23 protein-coding genes are annotated in these 22206 nt (G+C 65.2%); 10 read left to right on the top strand and 13 right to left on the bottom strand.

What is annotated here, in order from left to right:
• The first annotated feature begins 60 nt into the window (after positions 1 to 60).
• Positions 61 to 1014, top strand: coding sequence for a 1,4-dihydroxy-2-naphthoyl-CoA synthase (locus tag CZ338_RS04525; protein WP_087117097.1), 954 nt, complete (start codon positions 61 to 63; stop codon positions 1012 to 1014).
• Between the two features lie 5 nt (positions 1015 to 1019).
• Here CZ338_RS04525 and CZ338_RS04520 read toward each other — a convergent pair whose 3' ends face one another.
• The 4 genes from CZ338_RS04520 to CZ338_RS04505 are packed head-to-tail and all read right to left on the bottom strand — an operon-like array spanning position 1020 to position 5040.
• Complete coding sequence (locus tag CZ338_RS04520; RefSeq protein WP_087117096.1) at positions 1020 to 2462, bottom strand: ABC-2 family transporter permease; 1443 nt, start codon at positions 2460 to 2462, stop codon at positions 1020 to 1022.
• A gap of 5 nt (positions 2463 to 2467) precedes the next feature.
• Positions 2468 to 3184: an ATP-binding cassette domain-containing protein gene (locus CZ338_RS04515; protein ID WP_087117095.1), complete on the bottom strand. Its 717-nt coding sequence runs from the start codon at positions 3182 to 3184 to the stop codon at positions 2468 to 2470.
• Positions 3185 to 3239: 55 nt separating this feature from the next.
• Complete coding sequence (locus CZ338_RS04510; RefSeq protein ID WP_087117094.1) at positions 3240 to 3890, bottom strand: response regulator transcription factor; 651 nt, start codon at positions 3888 to 3890, stop codon at positions 3240 to 3242.
• A 1-nt stretch (position 3891) separates the two neighbouring features.
• A complete protein-coding gene (locus CZ338_RS04505) occupies positions 3892 to 5040 on the bottom strand; it encodes a sensor histidine kinase (RefSeq protein ID WP_235839463.1) in 1149 nt (382 codons plus the stop codon).
• Positions 5041 to 5115: 75 nt separating this feature from the next.
• Between CZ338_RS04505 and menE the strand changes: the two genes are divergently transcribed.
• Complete coding sequence (gene menE, locus CZ338_RS04500) at positions 5116 to 6261, top strand: o-succinylbenzoate--CoA ligase (RefSeq protein WP_087117092.1); 1146 nt, start codon at positions 5116 to 5118, stop codon at positions 6259 to 6261.
• Positions 6262 to 6428: 167 nt separating this feature from the next.
• Here menE and CZ338_RS04495 read toward each other — a convergent pair whose 3' ends face one another.
• Positions 6429 to 7310 (bottom strand): glycosyltransferase, encoded by an 882-nt coding sequence (locus CZ338_RS04495; protein WP_087117091.1) that lies wholly within the window; start codon positions 7308 to 7310, stop codon positions 6429 to 6431.
• Positions 7311 to 7368: 58 nt separating this feature from the next.
• On the opposite strand from CZ338_RS04495, the gene CZ338_RS04490 reads away from it, so the two are divergent.
• A complete protein-coding gene (locus CZ338_RS04490) occupies positions 7369 to 8442 on the top strand; it encodes a 1,4-dihydroxy-2-naphthoate polyprenyltransferase (RefSeq protein WP_087117090.1) in 1074 nt (357 codons plus the stop codon).
• A gap of 41 nt (positions 8443 to 8483) precedes the next feature.
• On the top strand, positions 8484 to 9425 hold the full coding sequence (locus CZ338_RS04485; RefSeq protein ID WP_087117089.1) for an AEC family transporter: 942 nt from the start codon (positions 8484 to 8486) through the stop codon (positions 9423 to 9425).
• Here the strand turns inward: CZ338_RS04485 and CZ338_RS04480 are convergent.
• Positions 9422 to 9724 carry a DUF4229 domain-containing protein gene (locus tag CZ338_RS04480; protein ID WP_087117088.1) on the bottom strand — a complete coding sequence of 101 codons (303 nt, stop codon included), beginning with the start codon at positions 9722 to 9724 and terminating at the stop codon, positions 9422 to 9424. The genes CZ338_RS04485 and CZ338_RS04480 overlap by 4 nt on opposite strands.
• Before the next feature lie 91 nt (positions 9725 to 9815).
• Here CZ338_RS04480 and CZ338_RS04475 point away from each other — a divergent pair, with 91 nt between their 5' ends.
• Positions 9816 to 10124: a hypothetical protein gene (locus CZ338_RS04475; protein ID WP_087117087.1), complete on the top strand. Its 309-nt coding sequence runs from the start codon at positions 9816 to 9818 to the stop codon at positions 10122 to 10124.
• Between the two features lie 15 nt (positions 10125 to 10139).
• On the opposite strand, the gene CZ338_RS04470 is transcribed toward CZ338_RS04475, so the two are convergent.
• From CZ338_RS04470 to hemL, 7 genes are all read right to left on the bottom strand, one after another.
• Positions 10140 to 10406, bottom strand: a complete 267-nt coding sequence (locus tag CZ338_RS04470) for a helix-turn-helix transcriptional regulator (RefSeq protein WP_087117086.1) — start codon at positions 10404 to 10406, stop codon at positions 10140 to 10142.
• Positions 10407 to 10505: 99 nt separating this feature from the next.
• Positions 10506 to 11525, bottom strand: a complete 1020-nt coding sequence (gene ccsB, locus CZ338_RS04465) for a c-type cytochrome biogenesis protein CcsB (protein ID WP_087117085.1) — start codon at positions 11523 to 11525, stop codon at positions 10506 to 10508.
• A gap of 121 nt (positions 11526 to 11646) precedes the next feature.
• The gene (locus CZ338_RS04460; protein ID WP_204211844.1) at positions 11647 to 13362 is read right to left on the bottom strand and encodes a cytochrome c biogenesis protein ResB; all 1716 of its coding nucleotides are present in this window, start codon (positions 13360 to 13362) and stop codon (positions 11647 to 11649) included.
• A 54-nt stretch (positions 13363 to 13416) separates the two neighbouring features.
• Positions 13417 to 14205 carry a cytochrome c biogenesis CcdA family protein gene (locus CZ338_RS04455; RefSeq protein ID WP_087117084.1) on the bottom strand — a complete coding sequence of 263 codons (789 nt, stop codon included), beginning with the start codon at positions 14203 to 14205 and terminating at the stop codon, positions 13417 to 13419.
• A complete protein-coding gene (locus CZ338_RS04450) occupies positions 14206 to 14820 on the bottom strand; it encodes a TlpA disulfide reductase family protein (RefSeq protein ID WP_087117083.1) in 615 nt (204 codons plus the stop codon).
• 9 nt (positions 14821 to 14829) lie between these two features.
• Positions 14830 to 15432, bottom strand: coding sequence for a histidine phosphatase family protein (locus tag CZ338_RS04445; RefSeq protein WP_087117082.1), 603 nt, complete (start codon positions 15430 to 15432; stop codon positions 14830 to 14832).
• A gap of 39 nt (positions 15433 to 15471) precedes the next feature.
• Entirely contained in the window at positions 15472 to 16812 is a 1341-nt protein-coding gene (gene hemL, locus CZ338_RS04440) for a glutamate-1-semialdehyde 2,1-aminomutase (protein WP_087117081.1), read from the bottom strand.
• Between the two features lie 118 nt (positions 16813 to 16930).
• Between hemL and CZ338_RS04435 the strand changes: the two genes are divergently transcribed.
• Genes CZ338_RS04435 through galK form a run of 5 tightly spaced genes read left to right on the top strand, consistent with a single transcriptional unit; the run spans position 16931 to position 22180 of the window.
• Entirely contained in the window at positions 16931 to 17827 is an 897-nt protein-coding gene (locus CZ338_RS04435; protein ID WP_162287304.1) for an aldose epimerase family protein, read from the top strand.
• Positions 17828 to 17846: 19 nt separating this feature from the next.
• Positions 17847 to 19490: a sodium:solute symporter family protein gene (locus tag CZ338_RS04430; protein WP_087117079.1), complete on the top strand. Its 1644-nt coding sequence runs from the start codon at positions 17847 to 17849 to the stop codon at positions 19488 to 19490.
• Between the two features lie 45 nt (positions 19491 to 19535).
• Positions 19536 to 19847 (top strand): hypothetical protein, encoded by a 312-nt coding sequence (locus tag CZ338_RS04425; protein WP_235839439.1) that lies wholly within the window; start codon positions 19536 to 19538, stop codon positions 19845 to 19847.
• The gene (galT, locus tag CZ338_RS04420; RefSeq protein ID WP_087117078.1) at positions 19848 to 20957 is read left to right on the top strand and encodes a galactose-1-phosphate uridylyltransferase; all 1110 of its coding nucleotides are present in this window, start codon (positions 19848 to 19850) and stop codon (positions 20955 to 20957) included.
• Positions 20954 to 22180 carry a galactokinase gene (gene galK / locus CZ338_RS04415; protein ID WP_087117077.1) on the top strand — a complete coding sequence of 409 codons (1227 nt, stop codon included), beginning with the start codon at positions 20954 to 20956 and terminating at the stop codon, positions 22178 to 22180. Before galT ends, galK begins: the two co-directional genes overlap by 4 nt.
• Positions 22181 to 22206 lie beyond the last annotated feature (26 nt).

Raw genomic sequence — 22206 nt, 5'->3', positions numbered from 1 at the left:
TAAGCATATCACCCCCAGCGAACCACCCTCATTGCCGTGCTAAAACGTAATATCGCAGCCATGTCTTATTCCACCGCCCAGCCATTCGACGCGTCCCAGTGGAAGGCCGTCGAGGGCTTCGACTTCACCGACATCACCTACCACCGCCATGCGGGCGAGGGCCGCGCGAACGGGATCGTGCGCATCGCCTTCGACCGCCCGGAAGTGCGCAACGCGTTCCGCCCGCACACGGTCGACGAGCTGTACCGCGCGCTCGACCACGCGCGCCGCGACCCGTCCGTCGGCGTCGTGCTGATCACCGGCAACGGGCCCTCACCGAAGGACGGCGGCTGGGCATTCTGCTCGGGTGGCGACCAGCGCATCCGCGGCCGTTCCGGCTACCAGTACGCGACGAGCCACGACGGTAATGTCGAAGCCGCCACCGCCGATCACGTCGACGAGGCCCGCGTGAAAGCCGAGGGCGGGCGCCTGCACATCCTCGAGGTTCAGCGCCTCATCCGCACCATGCCCAAAGTGGTCATCGCCGTGGTCAACGGCTGGGCGGCGGGCGGCGGGCATTCCCTCCACGTCGTCTGCGACATGACCATCGCCTCCCGCGAAGAGGCCCGCTTCAAGCAGACCGACGCCGACGTCGGCTCCTTCGACGGCGGCTACGGCTCCGCCTACCTGGCCAAACAAGTCGGCCAAAAGTTCGCGCGCGAGATTTTCTTCCTCGGCCGCACCTACTCCGCCGAAGACATGCACCGCATGGGCGCCGTGAACATCGTCGCCGACCACGCCGAGCTCGAAAACGAGGCAATCCAGGTCGCCCGCGAGATCAACGGCAAGTCCCCCACCGCCCAGCGCATGCTCAAGTTCGCATTCAATTTGCTTGACGACGGCCTCATGGGCCAACAAGTCTTCGCCGGCGAAGCCACCCGCTTGGCCTACATGACCGACGAAGCCGTGGAAGGCCGCGACTCCTTCCTGGAGAAGCGCCCGCCGAACTGGGACGAGTTCCCGTTCTATTACTAAGGCCGTCAACGACGTGCCTGCGGCCCCCGCATCTGCCGGTCGGCCAAGACAGCGCTCCCGGCGAACAGAATCGCACCTGCGATTGCGGCGATAGCGAACCGGGCCGGGGTCGCGGCGGTCTCCGGCCAGGCGGTCGGCGCAATGGCCCACAGCGGCCCTTCGGCGAGGACATCACCGCCGATGGTGACGGAGAAGATGGCCGTGAACAGCGTCAGAGCTAGAGCCCAGCCCACACCCCAGCGGGCAGTGATGGCGAGTGAGAAGAACACCATTGCTCCGCCGGTGAGGAGGGTGAGGATGAGGCGGCGGGCGGCGTCGATAAGCGAGGCCCCGCTGGTGGCTGCGGCAATGAGCGCAACGAGGGCGACCACGATGAGGAGCCATCCGAGCAGTGCAGTGCGGACGCGGGGGTGCTCAATCTGCATGAGCGACCATGCCGGGCGCAGTTGCGGCCAGACCAAGACTGGGAGAAGCCCCGCGCCGACCGAAAGGATGAGGTAGGTGAACAACGCAGTGCGCACGGACGGGTCGTATCGCATGGCAAAAAGCATGACCAGCGCGGAGAGAATGACGCAGGCGATCACCGCCGGATTCATCGCAGCCCGGTGAATGCCGCGCAAAGCGCTAAGCCTCGGCGCCGCGTCCGGGCGGTTCACCGCGGGACGTGCGGCAGCGCCCGCCACAGGAGCTGTGACCGCGTGGACAGTCCTGCGACGTCGCCGAACGGGAGTGGTCCGGGGCGGCACGAGAACTGCGGCAGCCATCCCCGCGGCGGCCAGCAGCACGCACAGGGCGAATGCCGGCCACGGCGACTCGCTCAACAGCGGCGAATCCGGTTCAAGCGGAGTGGCGTTGTCGTGCAGGCCCATCGCCGGCAAGATCAAGCGCAACGGCCAGGCACCTGGATTGAGCCACCACCAGTCGCGTTCCACGAAGAAGCCGAGGAGAAACTGCCACACGAACGCACCGGCGAGTGCCGCGAGCAGACCGTAACGGCGGCTTACCGCGGCGGCGAGACCAGCCACTCCGAGCGAGCCGATCCAGGTGAAAACACCGATGAGAAGCACACGCGGTGCATTATCTAGCCCGAAGAGCAAGGCAAGTGCCCACGTCGCGCCGAAATCCAGCAGGAAGAACAGTCCGAGCGCCGCCCAGACAACAAGCAGCCGGGCAGCGTGAGTCGCTTTCCTCGATACCGGCCGCCACAGCGTCCCGCCGGCGCGCGACTGCTGCTCACGCTGCTCCGCAAGCCCCGCGTAGAGCGCAGCAATCGGAGCGAGCATGCCGGTGACCAGCAATGCCTGCCAGCTGAGCATGCCGGTGGCATCCTCCACCGCGCCGGAAAGGGACATGACGGAGAGCACCAACCCCAGCAGTGCACCCGCGCCAGCGAGACACCACAACACAGACCCCTTCGCGCGGATCCATTCAGCACGTAGTTCCCGCATTGCTTCTAGCGCACCTCCCCCGTCGCAGCGGTGCCGCGGGTGAGCTGGAAGAAGGACTCCTCCAGGTTCGGGCCGAGCTCGCGCAGCTCGCCTGCGAATCGGACGGTGCCGCCGGCGATCACCGTGGCATCGTCGGCCAGGTGCAGAACCTCGCCGAGCTGGTGCGAGCTGACCAGAACCGTGCGACCGGCGCGGGCGTAGTCCTTCAAGTACTCGCGCAAGTGCGCAATGCCTTCCGGGTCGAGACCGTTCTGCGGTTCGTCGAGCACCAGCACTGGCGGCTCGCCCAGCAGCGCCTGCGCGAGCGCCAAGCGCCCTTTCATTCCCGTGGAGAAATTCGACGCTTTCTTCTTCCCCGCGGCACCCAGACCGACGAGCTCGATCACGCGGTCGGCTTCAGAGTCCGGCAAGCCCAGCAATGTGGTGTGCACTCGAAGGTTATCGCGAGCGCTGAGGTGGCCGTAGAACGCTGGGTCGTTGATCGAGGCGCCGACGAACCGCAGCTGGGACCGCTCGAACGGCTGGCCCATCAGCGTGACAGTCCCGGCATCGGGCTCAATGAGCCCCAAGAGCACGGACATCAGAGTCGATTTCCCGGCACCGTTGGGCCCCAGAAGCGCGTGCACGCGCCCGGGAACGGTGGTCAGCGACACCCCTTTCAACGCATGGTGGTCGCCGAAAGTCACGGACACGTCGGAGCAGGCAAGGTGGGATTCGTTCATGCACCTTATTCTTCTGCGCCACAGCGGCCGTGAGATCCTCCCGCGGGAGGATCTTTCAGCTACCCAGCCCGGCGCGTTGCGCAAGGAGCACCAGTGCGACACGGTCGCGCGCCCCGAGCTTGGCCAGCAAGCTCTTCACGTGCGTTTTCACAGTGGTCTCCGCGATAAACAGGTTTTCCGCGATCTCCGCATTGGTCGCACCGGAACCGATTTCCGCGAGCACCTCCACTTCCCGCCGCGTGAGTAGGGACAGCGCCTGCCGCTCGAAATCACTGAGAGCATTGCGCTTATCGACGCCTCCTCTCACCCACTCCAGCACCTTCCCCGTCACGCCGCTGGCAAGAACGGATTCGCCGCGGGCGACGGTGCGTACTGCGTTCGCGAGCACGTCCGGGTCTGCGTCTTTGAGGAGGAATCCGTGAACACCTGCCTCGATCGCTTCCTGCACGAGAGCATCGTCGTCGAATGTGGTCAACATGATCACTTTCGGCCCCGCCGGCATGATCCTGCGTGACGCCGAGATTCCGTCGAGCACAGGCATGCGGATGTCCAAAACAGCCACGTCGATGTGGTGGTTCTTCACCTGCTCCACTGCTTCTTCACCATTCGCGGCTGTGGCCACCACCTGGATGTCCGGCTGCGTGTTCAGGATCGTGGTGAGGGCGGAAAGGAGCATTGGTTGATCGTCGGCAAGCAGAATGCGCATGTCATACTCCAAGCGTTGCGGTGACGGTGACCGTCGTTTCATCGTGGTCTTCGGTGTGCGTGATATCGAGTGTGCCGCCCGTCGCGCGGGCGCGCTCCCGCATTCCGACGATTCCTGTTCCTGCGCCCGGATGCGGTTCCGCGTGCCCGGTCGAAGTGACGGTCACGACGACGCTTGCGGCGTTTCGCGCGACCGTGACACGGGCAACTGGCTCATGCTGGTGCTTGACCGCGTTGGTGAGCGCCTCGGTGATGATCCGGTTCGCCGCTTGCGCAGTGACCGCAGGAATATCTAGGTCGGCCGGTGCAGCGAGCGCGACATTCATTCCTGCCGAACGGAACCGGTCGATGATGCGTGGGATTTCCTCCACTCCGCCAGCGGGCTCGAGCCCCGGCCCGGCGTCGCGCAAACCTTTGACCAGTATCCGGATGTCCGCCAATGCATCTGCAGCCGTGTCACGAATCAGCTCCAGCGACTCGCGTTCTGTACCGGCAGCTAACCCGGCGTTGGCCTGCACCGTGATCAACGTCAGTGAGTGCCCCAGCACATCGTGGATGTCGCGGGCAGTATTCAGCCGCTCCTCTTCCCGCGCGGCGGCGAGGCGCTCTTCCCGCATGCGGGCATCCTTGTCCTTCGCCTCTTCCTCCGCAGCGCCGTTTGCCGCCAGAAGGTACGCGACAGCAATGACCGCCCAATGCAGGCCGAGCATGAGCGCCGCATCAAACGGCTCGCGGTAGAACAGGATCAGACGGTCATCCCACGTCCACATGAACGGGGACACGACACACCATGCCGCAGCCACAAGTGCGATGGCTGCGGCCGGCCGGGAGGAGTGCGCTCCCCCGGATGTGGCACCTGCACGGCGGCGCGCGGTGTACACCGCCAGCGGAACCAGAACCGTCCAGAGCGTGTAACCGATATTCGTGGGAGCGGCCAGCCACACCATCGACCAGAGCACATTCAGTCCGACCATGAGAGCCGACGCGAGCATAGGTCTGCTCTGCCACTGGGCGAGCGCGGCCACAAACCCCCAGGAGAGCAGAGCCTGTAACCAGTCGGCTGCGTCTGTATGGCCGGTGAACAGCAGCCCTGTGTACATCAGTGCCAGCACAGCCCCCAACAGGGTCACCACGAGCTCACCGGTTTTCATCCGCACCCGCTCGAGCCTATCCGGCGAACTGCGTGCGGTTCCTCCTCCCACGGGAGGAGATTCAACAACGCTAGGATGACGCGCGTGCCGAACATGCTTGAGCTGCTCCCCGTCGACCTCGCCGACCCGCTGGCGATCATGCCGGATTTGGAGGCCGCGATTGCCGGGCAGTGCGCGGTTCTGCCGGTGCCGAAGGCCGATAAGCACCGGGCGGAGACGCTGCGCACCACGATGCGGGCGGGCCAGTCGATCGACGATTCCGTCGCTGCCGTCGTGGCCACTTCAGGCTCGACGGGCACACCAAAAGGCGCGGAACTCACCCCGTTGAACCTCGTCGCCAGCGCCGATGCCACCCACCAGTTCCTTGGCGGGCCAGGGCAGTGGTTGCTGGCCATGCCGGCCCACCACATTGCGGGCTTGCAGGTGCTCGTGCGCAGCATGGTCGCCGGGGTCGAGCCCGCCTTTGTGGACCTCACCAGCGGGTTCCACGTCAGCGAGTTCGCCGCCCGCGCCGAGGACCTCGCCGCCACGGGGGACCGGATGTACACCGCTCTCACCCCGATGCAGCTGGATAAGGCTATGAGCACGCTCGCCGGTATCGAAGCGCTCCGCCTATTCAGCGCCGTTCTCGTCGGCGGAGGCATGATCGACCCAAGTGTGCTCACCTCCGCTGCGAAGCTGCGCATCAACGTGGTGACCACGTACGGCTCCTCCGAGACCGCTGGCGGCTGTGTCTATAACGGCACGCCCCTCGCCGGAGCCAAAGTCCGCGTTACCGACGGGCGGATCCACCTCGGCGGCCCGATGATCGCCCGCGGGTACCGCAACATCCCCGACCACCCCGCATTCGCGGAACCCGGCTGGTACGCCACCTCCGACGCGGGCGAACTCACTGACGGGACCCTGCGCGTCACGGGTCGCCTCGACAACATCATCGAGACCGGCGGGTTGAAGCTCCAGCCGGAGGTCCTCGAATCCTTCATGCTGGGCATCGACGGCGTCGACGGCTCATGCGTCGTTGGTGTCCCCGACCCCCGCTTCGGCAACCGGATCTGCGCGGTCTACACCGGCACCGCCGCGGTCAGCGACCTGATGGAGGCTTTCGACGACCTTCCCCGCTGGCAAGTGCCGAAGGATCTGCGCCGCCTTGACTCGTTGCCGCTTATCGGCCCGGGGAAGGTCGACCGCATTGCGGTGCGCGAGCTGTTTCATACGCCCTGAATCGTTGGAGCTACCCAACGGGTGAACGATTCGCTCACCCCGGCATGCGCGAAAATGCGTAAGCCCAGCTAATTGAGTTTTATCCCCTCGCGACCGCCAGCCGGATAGCCGAATCGTTCACCGCTTGGTCCCGGCCCACTAATTTCCCGGGGCCAGTTCCACGCTGGTCAATCCACGGGCAGAGCAGCTTGCAGCTTCTCGACGTCCTCGTCGGTGTAGGTCGCCGCGATCTGCGCGTCGTTGCCGCCGCGCCAGCGGTTGTGGTGAACGAGTGCTTCGCGCTGGCTCGCCGGGATGACAGAGAATTCCCGCGGGTGCGGGTACACCTGGCGGACCAGGTGGCCGGAGCGGAGGGCGCAGTGGTTGAGCCAGACGTCGTCGGCACGCGGGGCCTTGTCCTCGAAGCTGGTGTCCAGCCCCGCGACATAATCCACCATGGAGGCCGGATACGCCACACCGGATACGCCGGTGGCGAAGTGGAGGGGCGAGGGCTCAGTTGACCGGGTGGCCCGCCAATCCTTGTAGGGGCGCATGCCGTTCTCGTCGAGCGTGATGGTGTGGGCGCGGTACGCGACAATGCAGTCCGGATCGGCATCGGCTGCGTTGACCAGTTTCTCGGCGAACCAGCGCGGGTACATCATGTCGTCGTCGACGGTGATCACTCGGGTGCTCGTGCCGGCGAAGTCTTTGAACGTGCCGTAATACTTCGTGTGCGGGCCGTATTTCCCGTCGGAACGGCGGATGATCAGGCCGCGTTCCTGCAGCCGGTGCAGGCCTTTCGGCCACGGGCCCTTGTAATCCTCCTCATCCAGCCACAGGATGACCGGGAGCTTGCGGGTGCCCACGAGCAGGGAGGCAATGCAGTACACAGATGTGGACAGGCGTTTGCCGTGGGTGGTCAGAGAAATGACTGTGTCATTTTCATCGCCGAGCTCACCGAGTTGGGGGAACGACAGCCGCGGTGCACGGGTAGCCAAGAGCAGGCCCGGCTGGCGGGCAAGCGTTCCGGCGGTGTGCAGTACTTGGCGGACGGCATAGTCGATCCACATGAAGCGATACTTTAGTCCAGCTTCGCTTGGGGGAAGTTTTGAGTGCATGATGGTGAGCATGAACGCGAGCGACGACACCACCCCAATCCCCGACGATTCGAACGGCACTGACGGCACCACCGACGCTGCCGAATCTACGGACGCTGGCAACGACGGTGATCAGACGGACACGCAGTCAGACCGTGCAACCGCCCGGGATTGGTGGGAAGCCGCCCGCCCCCACACGTGGTTCAACGCCGTCGCACCGGTGATCGTGGGCACAGGTGCCGCCGCATTCGAGTTCTGGCTCAGCCTTCCGCTGGCTCTCCTCGCCTTGATCGTGGCCATGGGCATGATCATCGGCGTCAATTACGCCAACGACTATTCCGACGGCATCCGCGGCACGGACGACGACCGCACCGGCCCCACCCGCCTGACCGCGTCCGGTTTGGCGCGGCCGGAACAGGTGAAGCTGGCGGCGTTCATCTCCTTCGGTGTGGCGGCGCTCGCCGGATTGATCCTCGCCGCGGTGAGTGCGCCGTGGCTGATCCTCGTCGGTGCCGCCTGCATCCTCGCGGCGTGGTTCTACACCGGCGGTAAGAACCCCTATGGTTACCGCGGCTTCGGTGAGGTGTCGGTGTTCGTCTTCTTCGGACTCGTCGCCGTGCTGGGAACGCAGTACACGCAGGCCGGCACCATTTCCTGGGTGGGTATCGGCTGCGCCGTCGCTGTCGGCGCGATCTCTGCTGCAATCAACTTGGCCAATAACATCCGCGACATCCCCACCGACACCGAGGCCGGGAAACGCACGCTCGCGGTGATGCTCGGCGATGTCCGCGCCCGCCGCCTCTTCGCTGTCCTCACCCTGACCCCGTTCGTGATCACGGTGTTCATCGGCGCCGCCCACACCCCGACGCTCCTGGCACTCGCTGCACTGCCGTTGGCCATCGGCTCGGTGATTACAGTTCAGCGTGGTGCGGCCGGCAAGGACCTCATCCCGGTGCTGGGCGCAAACGGCCGGGCAATGCTGATCTGGGCGGTGATCATGGCGGGTGCCCTGATCGCCGGCTCCCCGTTCATGTCTCTCGGCCAAACGGTCCCCTACACCGACTTCGGGTGGACCATGAACATCCCCGACGACGCAGAGTACTAGTTTGAGCTGCGGGGTAAGCCCCCGCTGGGAGTAATTCGTTCGTGTTAGATGTCATCACCGGCTTTGCCATCATCTTCGTCGTGATCAGCGCGGGCTATATTTTGGCCCACCGCGGCGTGATCGGCGACGGCGAGCAGCGCCTCATGTTCAACCGGGTCGCCTACTGGGTGGCATCCCCATCGCTGCTGTTCACCACCGTGGCCACCTCCGACACCTCCACATTCCTCTCCCCTGTCGTTCTGGTGGTCTTCTTGGCCACTGCGGTGACCATGGCGGTGTTCTGGGTCGTCTCCGCGTTGTTCTTTAAGGCGGACATTCCCACGCGCATGGCCGGCGCGGCGTCCGCAAGCTACTTCAATTCGGTGAATATTGGTCTGCCCATCGCCGTTTACGTCATCGGCGACGCGACCTATGTCGCGCCGGTTCTGCTGATGCAGATGGTCATCATCTCCCCCGTCGTCATCGCGGGGCTGGACGTCAACCCGGATTCACAGAATTCGCGTGCACGGAATGTGATCACCGCGGTGAAAACGGGCCTCACCGCTCCCGTGGTGGTCGCGCCGCTGCTGGGCTTGGTGGTCTCCGCAGCCGGGTGGACGGTGCCAGCACCGGTGATGGAGCCGCTGGAGATTCTCGGCGGCGCATCCATTCCCATGATCCTCATGAGCTTCGGCGCCAGCCTGCGCGGCGGCAGCGTGCTGGCGAAGGGGCCGGACCGCCCTGCCACCCTGACGGCTTCTGCACTGAAACTGACGTTCATGCCGGCGGCGGCGTGGCTAGTGGGGCTGCTCGCAGGACTGGACGAGACTGCCCTGTACGCCGCAGTGATCCTTTCTGCACTCCCGACAGCGCAAAACGTGTACAACTACACCGCTAATTACCGTGCGGGCGAGACCGTCGCGCGCGACACCGTCTTCATCACCACGTTCGCATCACTGCCAGCGATGATCGTGATCGCGCTGCTCTTCGGAAAAGGAATTTAGCGGTCCGCCAATTCGTCGCTCACCCACTGCTTGCGGGCGCGACGCTGCTCGTTCCACGCCGCCATCGCTTCAGTCGCTGCGACGCGCTGTTTGGAGAAGATCAGCATGGACAGAGGGAACGCCACGATCAGTGCGAGGAGGGCGGACATGACGAGGGGAATGGGTGCGTCGATAAGCAAGGCCAGCGCCTGAATGACCACCGTGAGAACGATGAAGAGCACAAGGCGCAGTCCGCCGTAGACGAGTGCGGCGCGGTTGGCGCGCTTGCGCGCGGATGCGTCCATGGCAGGCGCGGTCATATCAACGCTGGTCTGGGGTGCTGCTGGCTCTGTCACGGTTCTAGAGCGTACCCGCCCCGAGCGGATGGAAGCGAACCAGTAACCTAAGGGCATGGGACGCGTCATTCTCCTTCTTCTGGTCATCCTCGCAGCGTGGTTGCTGTGGCGCGCATTCGGCCCGGGCAGCGCAGAGCGCTACGGGGCGATCCGCCCGAATAGGCAGCAACAGCAGCAAACGCCGGCCATCAAGGGGCCGGACGACGATGAAGAATTTCTGTGGAACATCGAGAAAAACCGCTTCAAAGAGCGCCGCGCCAAGGAAGAAGCCGAGCGCAAAGCGCGGGAGGAAGAGGAGCGCCGGTTACGGCGCGAGCGCGGAAACCACTCGGATGAGCCGGGCGATGACGCCCCGCGCCCCTGAGGGCCTGAGCTCTAGCTAGCCTTGCGGAGCCTTTTCTGGGGCTTCCACCCATTCGATAGTCAAACCGAGTGCTTGTGCAACCGCGGCGACTTTCTCCCACCGCACACCGGCACCACCGTGCTCGATCGTGTGCAGCGTGGACCGTGATACCCCAGCGGCAGATGCGACTTCCTGCTGAAGGCGGCCGGCATCGCGGCGTCGTTGCGCCAAGGCCTCCCCAAGCTTGATCAAAACGGGGATATCGCTTGCCGGTTTGCCGAGCTTCTTACGGGGTGAAGGCACCTGCGGACTCCTTCTGACTGGACGTGAACGGATAATACTGCTACTACAGCACAATCTTGCACGCCGGTGCCCCGAAAGCACCGTGGGAAAGTCTGGGAGTTAGTTCAGTCCCGCGTACGAGTGCAGGCCCGACGCAACCAGATTGATAAAGAACAGGTTGAACACGCTGGTGATAAACGCGGCAACGTTGATCCAGGCGGCCTTCGCATTCTTCCAGCCGGCTGTCGCGCGTGCGTGCAGGTAGGCGGCGTACAGGATCCACGTGATCAAAGCGACGGTCTCCTTCGGGTCCCAACCCCAGAAGCGGCCCCAGGCCACCTCGCCCCAGATCGCGCCGAGCATGATGCCGATGCCGAAGACGGGCAGGGTGATGATCGCGGTCTTGTACGCGTACGAGTCCAGTTTCTTGGCACTCGGCAGCGGCTTGGCCACCGCACCGAAGAACCCCTTCTCCTCACCGCGCGGCTGCCAGATACGCAGCAGGTACAGCAGGGAGAAGACACCGGAGATCAGGCCAAGCGAGGCACCGATGGACACGGTCGACACGTGGAAGGGGTACCAGAACGAGCGCAGCGCCGGCACGAGCGGAGCGGCTTCCGCGTACAGCACCGTCGCATCCAGGAAGATCAGCACGATCACGGGCGCGAGAATCCACGGCCACATCGTGTGCCAGCGCTTCTGCTGGATGATCGCGGCCGCCACGACCATCGCCACAGCGGTGAAGCTGAGCACGAACTCGTACATGTTGCCGAACGGGAATCGGCTCACCGCGAGGCCGCGCGTGACCATCGCCACCAGGTGGAACGCGATGCCCACCCAGATCAGGCCCTGCGCCATGCCCGCCATCTTCCGCGAACGTTCGCGCGCGGCATCGAGCTCAGTGGAATTGCCCGCAGGCTTATCGACGGCGACCGCTTCCGATCCCCCCTGCCCCACCGCGACGAGCTCGCGGTCCTTGGCCTCTGCGTTGTCCGCAGCCTTCTGCTCGCGGCGCAGGTCGATGACAGCCTGCGACCGCATGTAGTGGATGCAGGCCAGAACCAGGGAAACGATGTAGACCGCGAAAGCGGTCCGCAAAGACAGGTCCGACACTTGGGCCAGAGAGGTGTTGACGTGCATGGACTTTAAGCTACTCCACGTCACCAAAACGACCAAGGACTTCACAGGCCAGCTAGCTCTATTGGGGGTGAACGCGCAGCTTATGCGGTTGGGGCGCGGTTAGCGCGCAGCTGCACGGCGGCTAGTGCCACTCCTCCTCGTCGTCATCGTCCAGATTCACGGTGTCGGGGTCACCGAAAGCGGAAGCTTGGGTGCTTCCCACACGGCCGCGCAGGATCTCTTCGACCACGTCGTCGAATTCACTGCCCCACCCGGCGCGGTCGGTGCGTGCGAGACCGGCGATTTCCACATGGACCCGGCCGGTGCTGCCCTCCACGGGGCGGAAGCGGACCCAAACGCGGCGGCGCTTGATCAGCAGTGAGCCGACGAGGGATCCGAGCATGATCACGGTGGCCGCCAGCGCCCAGCCCTGGGTCGGGTCGCGGGAGATCTGGTAGTTCGCGTACTCGGCGGCACTGTCGAAACGCACGGTGACCACTTCGTCCTCACCGTCCGGAGTCTTCTTACCGGTGGGGATCTGCGCTTCTTCGCCGGCGGCGAGCTGCACGCGGTCGGCGCGCTCGAGCTGCCCGTTGGCAATGAGCGTCTGGTCGAGTGCGAAGAGGTTTTGCGGGCGTCCGGTGTCCAAGCCTGCATCGCCGGCGTAGACGTCGAGGGAGACCGCCGGGTCATCCATGGACGGGAACGCGGACTGCAGCATGTCCCCGTTCGGGCCGGTCCACTGGGCGGTAGGCGCGAAAACGCCCTCGATGGCCAGCTGGTGCTGGCGGCGCTCCGCCAGATCCGGGTACATGCCCGCCGGCGGGTCAAAACGCATCACGCCATTGGACAGGAAGAAGGTCAGGTCAGTCGGGCGGTACTGCACCATCTGGGTGCGGGTCTCCCCGTTCGGCCACGTCACGGTGATCTGTGGTGCGAAGCCGTGGCCCTGCAGGTACACGCGGTCGCCGCCGATGCGCAGCGGGTGGTTCACGCGCAGCGTGTACTCCTCCCACGTGTCCGGGTCGGTGGCCATTGCGTCCCCCTCCGCGTACGAGACGCGGGAGCCGAAGGAGTCAGCCTGCCCGTTCTGCAGGTAGTTGGCGGTGAAGTCGTGGGAGACGAGGCAGAAGGGGGTGAGCCCGGTGCCGTCGAAAAGCGGGCCGGCGCGGAAGGTGTCAAAGTTGGCGGGGGACGTGTTGCAGAATTCGCGCGACTGCTCCACGGGCACCGCGTACTCCGATTCGGAGTTGGTCACCACAATGACCTGGCCTTCGTAGAAGACCATGCGGCCGTAGGCGAAGATGGCAATGAGCGCGACGATGGAGATGTGGAACAGCAGGTTCGCCAGCTCGCGGGCGTAACCGCGTTCGGCGGACAGGGAGAGCTCCCCGGCACGGTCCTGTTCCGGCTGGTATCGCGCCACGCGCCACTTGCGCAGGGTGCGCTCCGCATGCGCCGCTGCGTCCTCGACGGACATGTCCACGTCGCCGGCAGCGTGGTGCGGCATGCGGTGCAGATACTTCGGCGCGCGCGTTGGCTTCGCGGTGTACGCCTTGTAATGGTCGATGGAGCGCGGAATGATGCAGCCGATCAGGGAGATGATCAGCAGGGTCAAAAGAGCGACGAAGACGGGGGACGAGAAGACATCGAAAAGCGAGAGCTTGTCATAAATCTTGCCCATTACCGGGTTGGCGTCCAGGTACTCGTTGACCTGGCTCTCGCTGATTTCCCGCTGCGGCAAAAGCGCGCCCGGAACCGCGATGAGAGCGAGGAGGAACAGCAAGACCAGCGCTGTGCGCATGCTGGTCAGCCAGTGCCAAAGCTTCTTCGCCCAGGTCGTCGCGGTAGTAAGCATGTGTTGTTTCCGAATCGTCTCTCTCACAGCCTTCACGGCCCGAGTCGCGGGCCGCTACAGCAAGGTCGTGCCGTAACCATCCACCCATTGGCGGGTCCAACCGATGAAGGTGTTCCACACCCCGGTGAGCAGCAGCACGCCCACCACGATCATGGCCCCCCCGCCGATGATCTGGATGGTACGCGAGTGCTTGCGCAGGAAACCGATGGCCTCCACCGCGTGGGCGGAACCGAGAGCCATGAGCAGGAACGGAATGCCCAGGCCCAGGCAGTAGGCGATGACAAGGACGATGCCGCGCACCGCCGTGAACCCGTCGGTACCCACGGCCACGGAGACCACCGCACCGAGTGTGGGCCCCAGGCACGGCGTCCAGCCCAGCGCGAACACGCCGCCGAGCAGCGGCGCGCCCAGCCATGTGGCCCACCTCTTCGGCTGCATGCGAGTATCGCGCTGCAGCATGGGCACGCTGCCCATGAACACCAGGCCCATGAGAATGGTCACCACACCGCCGATGCGCATGAGGGTATCCGCGTTGAGCCTGATCAGGCTGATCGCTCCGAAGACGGTGACGGTGGCAAGCAGGAACACCACGGTGAACCCGAGGATGAACAGGCCGGCTGCGCCGACCACCGCCCACTTGCGCTTGCGGCCGACGGCGAGCTCCCCGTCGGCTGTCGCCGTGGTCATCTCCCCGCCGACGATGCCGGTCAGGTACGACATGTACCCAGGCACCAGCGGAACCACGCACGGCGACGCGAAGGACACCAGCCCGGCGAGCGCCGCGGCGAGAATTCCCAGTAGCAGAGGGCCGGAGGCGGCGAGGTCAGCGAACGTCTCCCCCATTTACGCCTCAGCCGCCAAGCGGTCGGTGACCTCGATGACATCCTGAGCGGAGACCTCCCGCAGGAACACCGCGGCAGGACGGTGCTGCTTGTCCAGGATCACCGTCGTGGGAATGACCGAGGTGGGGATGCCCCCCAAGGCACCCGCAGTGCGGAACGGCGGATCGTAGATCGACGGGTAGGTCACGCCGTTGTCCCGAACGAAGTCGCGGGCGATCTCCGGCTGCGGGTCGCGGACGTTGATGCCCAGCACCGTGCCGGCGGGCTGGGTGCCCTGCCCTTTCTGAGCAAGGTGCTGCTGGACTTCTTCCAGATCGTCCACCTCGGCGCGGCACGGCGCGCACCATTGACCCCAGGCGTTGAGCACCACAATCTGGCCGTCAAAATCCGAAAGGGAGATCTGCGTGCCCGGTTCCATCAGGGACTCGCCGGAGAAATCCTCCAGCGGAGCTCGCTCGTCTTCTTCGTAGAAGATCTCCACCTGGCCGCCGGGCGAGTGGAAAGAGAATGTCTCGCCCGAATTCGTGGTGGCGCATGCCGTCAGCGCCGAGAGGGACAAAGCACCCGCGACAACGGTTGCGAGAGCCCTGATCGTGCGGGGAGTTCGTGCGCGCATTGAATGTCCTTAAATATCCTTGGCCGGTTCATCGTAGGTCCAGCCGGTCAACGTGTCTCCGTCGAATGTCAGCGAGGTGACACTGGCCAGCTCGCACTGCCGGGAGACGTGGGCCAGCGGCTTGCCAGCTACGGAGCGCTGGATCATCACAATGGGCAGCTGGTGGGACACCAATACTGCCTCGTGCCCCTCCGCGTGAGTACGCGCGGCGTCGACAGCGCGTTCCATGCGCTCCAGAATCTCCGTGTACGGCTCGCCCCAGCTCGGCTGGAGGGGGTTGGTCATGTGGCGCCAGCGGATCGGATTCATCAACTGCGACGGGAAACCTTTGGTGCGCAGGCCCTCAAATGTGTTGCCGGCCTCGATGAGATCCGGGTCGGTGTGGATGCCCGTGCCCACGACCTCGGAGATCGGGGCCGCGGTTTCCTGGGCGCGCTCGAGCGGTGAAGCCGCCAAGTAGATGACATCGCGCCCTTTGAAGCTGGTGGCGGTGCGCGCCGCCATGGAGCGCCCGCGGGAGCTCAAATGGAAATCCGGGAGCCTCCCGTACAGGATCTTGCCCGGGTTGAATACCTCCCCGTGGCGCACGAGGTGCACGACGGTCCTCGCCATAGTGAGCTCCTCTCCGCTTATGCGTCCTACCCCGGTGCCCTATGCGTCCGGCGTGGCCGCCGCCGCTGCGGTTGCTGCGGGCTTCAGCGCCTGTTCGATCTTCTCAAAGTCTGCATCGGTCAAAGCCGTGGACACAAACCACGTTTCGAAGGCGCTGGGGGCGGCGTACACCCCGGCATCGAGAAGCGCGTGGAAAAACGGCGCGTACCGGAAGGTGTCGGCGGCCTTCATCTCGGCGAAGTTGCGGCCCTGACCTTCCGCGAATCGAACGGACAGCATCGTCGCCGCGCGCTGGATGTTGTGGGCGACCCCGGCGCGGTCGAGCGCGTCGTGGATGAGCCCGGCCAGCCGGTCCGCGTTGGCGTTCAGCTGCGGGTAGATCTCCTCGGAGGCCAGGCTTAGCGACGCAGCCCCGGCCGCCATCGCCACCGGGTTACCCGACAGTGTGCCGGCCTGGTACACGGGGCCTGTGGGCGCGAGTTTCTCCATGATCTCCTTGCGGCCGCCGAATGCCGCCGCAGGTAGACCGCCGGAGACGACCTTGCCGAATGTGGTGAGGTCGCCGGCTACCCCGTCAACGCCGAACCAGCCGCGGTAGGAGGTGCGGAAGCCCGTCATCACCTCGTCGATGATCAGCAGTGCGCCGTCGGCGTGGGCAATGTCCTTGAGCGCCTGGTTGAAACCCCCCTCCGGCGCGACGGTGCCCATGTTTCCGGCGGCGGCCTCGGTGATGATTGCGGCGATCTCCCCTGGGTGCGCCGCGAAGGCCTCGCGGACCGCGTCCACATCGTTGTACGGCACGACGATGGTGTCGCCGGCCTGCGCACCGGTCACTCCCGGAGTGTCAGGCAGGGCGAAGGTGGCCACACCCGAACCGGCGGACGCGAGCAGCGCGTCCACGTGGCCGTGGTAGCAGCCCTCGAATTTGAGGATCTTCGGCCGGCCAGTAAAGCCGCGGGCCAGGCGCACCGCGGACATGGTCGCCTCGGTGCCGGAGTTGACCATGCGGACCTGCTCCACGCTAGTGCGCTCCACGATCTGTTCGGCCAAGCGGACCTCAGCCTCGGTCGGCGCGCCGAAAGACAAGCCGTCCTTCAGAGCTTTCTCCACCGCCTCCACGATCTGGGGGTGGGTGTTGCCGTGGATCATCGGGCCCCAGGAACCGACGAGGTCGACGTAGGAGTTCCCGTCGACGTCGATAAGCGTCGAGCCGTGCGCCTCCTTGATGAAGCGCGTTTGCCCTCCCACCGAGCCGAAGCCGCGCACCGGGGAGTTCACGCCGCCGGGCGTGACGGTTTTCGCGCGCGTGAACAGCTCGGCGGAACGGGCGGTGTTCTGCGACGTCGGGGCGGTGTGTGCATCAGAAGCGGAAGAAGTCATGGCCCCGATTCTAGGTCAGAGCTCCGAACGGTTGAAGTACCCCGAATTGAGTAGGAACCCACCCATTAGTGGTGCGATGATTTCTGGATCGGGGGTATCCGGGCGGATAATTACCCTCATGGATGTCGACCATGCGGTCCCCGAAGTAATGCTCGAACGCGGCGCGGTGCGCGCAGCCGTCTCCGCGTCGGGCGCTGCTATACGCGAACTCACTGTGGACGGAAAACCGCTCTTGCGCAGCTTTGCGCAGGGCACGCACCCGACGCAGGCAACCAATATCGTGCTCGCACCGTGGCCGAACCGCGTTGCGGATGCGGTGTACACGTTTTCCGGGACGAGATATGAACTCGCAGTCACCGAACCGGAGCTGGGGCACGCCCTGCATGGTTTCACGCCGCGGCGGATCTTCGATTTCCACGCGGAAAAGACCCCCGGGGAAGCTGGAAGCGACGTGACGTTACGCACAGTCCTCGGTCCTGAGCGCGGTTGGCCGTGGTCGATCGAGCTCACGGTCCGCTACCAGCTCACCGACTCCGGGCTTGAGGCATCCATGACTGCGTTGAATCTCTCCGATGGCCCGGCCCCGTGTGCACTCGGCGTGCACACCTACCTGGATGCGCAAGGAGCACCGTTGGATGAGTGCACGTTGCACCACACCATCGCGCAGCGCCAGCCGTTGGACGAACGCAACATCCCGGTCGGGGCGCGCGAGCCCTGGCCGGACAGCCCCATCCGCATGGGCGGAACGTGGCTTGACGACGCCGGGTATGACCCCGTCGCCGACCAGCCCCGCATCGCGCGGTTGGTGGATGCCACCGGCACAGGAGTGGAGCTCGAAGCCACGGCGAACATGCCGTGGACGCAGATCTTCACCTCCCCGCAGCGGCATGTGGCGGTCGAACCGATGACCGCTCCCCCGAACGCCCTCGCCACCGGCGAGGACCTGACCGTGCTCGAACCCGGCGGCCGCCTCACGGTGGGCTGGTCGGTCCGGGCCATCACACACGAAAGCTAGAAAGCGAGTCCCCCTCAACATGGATACAGCCTTGCGGCTCGACGCCTCCTGGGTCGACTATCTGCTCGTCGCGGTGTTCTTCGCCTTTGTCTTGGGCATTGGCTGGGCAGCGAAACGAGGAGTGTCCTCCTCCATCGACTTCTTCCTCTCCGGTCGCGGCCTGCCCGCCTGGATCACCGGTTTGGCCTTCATTTCCGCCAACCTAGGCGCGGTGGAGATCATCGGTATGTCCGCCAACGGTGTGGAATACGGCGTGCAGACGATGCACTACTTCTGGATCGGCGCAGTGCCCGCCATGATCTTCCTCGGCATTGTGATGATGCCGTTCTACTACGGCTCGAAAGTCCGATCTGTGCCAGAGTTCATGCTCCGCCGATTCGGCCCCGCCGCACACCTGGTCAACGCCCTGTCGTTCGCGATTGCGCAGCTGCTCATCGCCGGTGTGAACCTGTTCCTTCTGGCCACCGTGGTCGAAGCACTGCTGGGCTGGCCGCTGTGGGCCACGCTCGTGGTCGCGGCTGTCATCGTACTGGCCTACATCACTTTGGGCGGCCTGTCCGCCGCGATCTACAACGAGGTCCTGCAGTTCTTCGTCATCATCGCGGCCTTGCTGCCGTTGACCATCATCGGTCTGCGCCATGTCGGCGGCTGGGAGGGCTTGAAGACTGCTATCAACGACCCGAGCCACTTCTCCGCATGGCCCGGCCAGGGCCTGTCCGGCTTCGACAACCCGGTCTGGTCGGTCGTGGGTATCGTCTTCGGCCTCGGCTTCGTTCTGTCCTTCGGTTACTGGACAACCAACTTCGTCGAAGTGCAGCGCGCGATGGCGTCGGACTCGCTGGCATCCGCGCGCAAGACGCCCATCATCGGTGCCTTCCCGAAGATGTTCATCCCGTTCATCGTTGTCGTCCCCGGCATGATCGCCTCCGTCTTGGTCACACCGATCATGGAAGGTGCCGCGAACCCGAACGACGCGGTGCTCTACCTCATGCGCGACCTACTGCCCAACGGCCTCCTCGGCGTCGGCATCGCGGGTCTGCTCGCCGCCTTCATGGCCGGTATGGCCGCGAATATCTCTTCCTTCAACACCGTCTTCAGCTACGACCTGTGGCAGACCTACGTGGTCAAGGACCGGGAGGATGATTACTACCTGCGCGTCGGCCGCCTGGCCACTGTGGGGGCGACCGTGATCGCCGTGTTCACCGCTCTCCTCGCAGCGAACTTCGGCAACATCATGGACTACCTGCAAACACTCTTCGGCTTCTTCAACGCCCCGCTGTTTGCCACCTTCATCCTCGGTATGTTCTGGAAGCGCATGACCCCGCACGCCGGTTGGTCCGGCCTGGTGGCCGGCACCGCCGCCGCGATCATCTTCTGGGCGCTGTCCCTGGGCGAGAACCCCGTTGTCACACTTCCGGGCCAAGGCACCGCATTCGTTGCCGCGTCGCTCGCATTCGTCGTGGACATCCTGGTCAGTGTCATTGTGTCCCTGTTCACCACCCCCAAACCGGACGAGGAGCTCGTCGGCTTCGTCCGCAGCGTCACCCCGAAGGACCAGCTTGTCGACGCCGCTGAGGCGACCCTGCCTTGGTACCAGCGCACCATCCCGTTGGGCATCATCGCCGGTGTTCTTGTTGTGGCCCTCAACCTCGTGTTCCTGTGACCTTGAGGTCACTTCAGACACGTTCGATAAAAGGATCTGATTCGCATGACTACTTCCATTTCCGGCGGACGCGGTTCCGCGAACGCACCGAAGCCGAAACCCGAGCCCAAGACGGCGACCGCGGCCTTTGACATCCGCAACGTCATCGCTGCTTTGCTGGGGTTCTACGGCCTGGTTCTGATCATTTGCTCCTTCGCCCTGGATCCAGGTGTGAACGCCGATACCGGCGCACCCAAGGATGCGGCGGATAACCTGTGGGTGGGTATCGCTCTGGCCGTGTCCGCTGTGCTGTTCTTCGTGTGGGCGCGGCTGCGCCCGATCGCCTTCAACCCCGAGACGCTGGAAGCCGCTGAGTAAATGACCAACCTCAAGATCACCCGCACGAACCTGTCCGACGGCCGCGAGCTCATCTACTTCGACGAGCCGGGCACCCCCGACCGCACTGCCGCCGATGAGCGCGGCCTGCCCACGGTGGAGACCGAGTCGTGGATGCGCCGCGACCCGTTGACCGGTGAGTGGGCGATCTACGCCGCCCACCGGCAAAACCGCACCTTCCTTCCCCCGGCGAACGAGGACCCGTTGGCGCCGACGCGTCCGGGCCAGAAGCCGAGCGAGATTCCCGAGGCGGATTACCAGGTGGTGGTGTTTGAGAACCGGTTCCCGTCGCTGAGCATGCACCAGTCGGTCGCGGAGGATTACGATCCTCGCGTTGACGGGGAGGACATTTTCGAGCGCGCCCCGGCGTTGGCCCGCTGCGAGGTCGTCTGCTTCACGCCGGATGCGGACGGTTCTTTCAAGGACCTTCCGCTCGAGCGTAAACGCGCGCTCATCGACGTCTGGGCTCACCGCACCGCCGAACTCTCCGCTATCGACGAGGTGAAGGCTGTCTTCCCCTTTGAGAACCGGGGCGAAGAAATCGGTGTGACCCTGCACCACCCCCACGGGCAGATCTACTCCTACCCGTTTGTTCCCCCGCGCACGGCGGCGATCTCCCGCAGCGCGCAGGAGCACCGCGAGCAGCACGGCACCGAGCTTTTCGACGACATCATTGCCGCCGAGCAGCGCGCCGCCGGCCGCGTCATCGAGGACTCCGAGCACTTCCTCGTGTTCACTCCCGCCGCCGCGAAATGGCCGCTGGAAGTCATGGTCATGGCCAAGCGCGCCGTGCCTGATTTCGCCGGCCTCTCCGATGAGGAGAGGGACGATCTGGCGGGGATCTGCCACAAGCTCTTCGCCGCCGTGGACCACTTCTTCGAGGGAGTGGAGCGCACCCCGTACATCGCCGCGTGGAACCAGGCGCCTGTGGATGCGCCCGCCGACGGCCGCTTCCACCTCCAGCTGTTCTCGCTTATGCGGTCGCCGAACCGCATGAAATTCCTCGCCGGCAGTGAATCCGGCATGGGGGTGTGGATCAACGACACCACCCCGGAGACCATTGCCGCGACTATTAAGGAGCACTACGCATGATCGTCCCTTCCACCCGCTCCCCGGAAGAGCTCGCAGCGGAGGCCCGCGCATTCTTGGCGGAAAAGGCCGGCCCCGACACCGACCCCGCTGCGCCCACAGGCACCTGGCTCGCCCCGGGGCGCGTGAACCTCATCGGCGACCATGTGGACTACGCCTACGGCGTGTGCCTGCCGTACGCCACGACGATGGCCACGGCTGTTGCTGCGCGGAAGCGTTCTGATGGCCTGCTGCGGATGCTTTCCCAGGCACCGAACGGCGAGCTGCTCGACGCATCCGTCGCGCTCGCCGAGCTGGATGAGGCTGTGAACGCTCCGGATGCCACGCCGGGTATCTTGCCCGATTGGCGGGGGTACATCGCCGGCACCGTCCACGCGCTGGGTGCAGGCGGCATGGACATCGCGGTGGTCTCCGACGTGCCACTCGGCTCCGGGCTGTCCAGTTCGGCAGCACTCGAGTGCGCCGTCGGCGTCGCAGCCCGCGACCTGTACGAGCTAGGCACCAGCGACGAGGAGCTCATCGCCGCGACGATGCGCGCGGAGAATTTCTATGTCGGCGCCAACACCGGCGGGCTGGACCAGAATGCGGTGGTGCGCGGCCGCGCGGGCCACGCGCTGGCCCTCGATTTCCTGGGGAACACCCACGAGCAGGTGCCGTGCGCGATGGAGGGCTACCAGCTTCTCATCGCCGACAGCCACGTCGAGCACTCTCACGCCACCGGCGAGTACAGCTCCAGGCGCGGGCTTATCGACGCCGCCGCGGCCGCCCTTTCCTGCTCCTTCCGCGAGGAGGACATCGTGGAGCGGGCAGTCGAGTGGGCCGCGGAGAACCCCGCGGACGCGCTGGGCAACGAACCGGAAGTGGTGCGCCGCCGCGTGCGCCACGTCCACTCGGAGACAGCCCGCACCATCGAAGCTGTGGAGGCACTCAAAGCCGGCGATGTAGAGCGCTTCGGCCGGCTCATGAACGACAGCCACGCCTCTTTGCGGGACGATTACGAGATCGTCCCGGACGCGTTGGAAGCTGCCGTGCAAGCGGCGTTGCAAGCCGGTGCAGTCGGCGCGCGCATCACTGGCGGTGGATTCGGCGGTTCGACTATCGCGCTGTGCCCCGACGACCGTGTTGATGAGGTGGCTGCCGCCATTGAATCAGCGACACGTTCCGGTGGCTTCCCTGTGCCGACGATCTATGCGACAAGCGCTCAAGACGGTGCCCGGCGCGTGTAGCCGGGCACTGCCCCAGGGTCACTGGG

The sequence above is a fragment of the Corynebacterium urinipleomorphum genome, assembly GCF_900155535.1.
Taxonomy (GTDB): domain Bacteria; phylum Actinomycetota; class Actinomycetes; order Mycobacteriales; family Mycobacteriaceae; genus Corynebacterium; species Corynebacterium urinipleomorphum.
The sequence above is the reverse complement of the archived record's forward strand: the minus strand, read 5'-3'. Positions and strand labels throughout refer to the sequence as shown.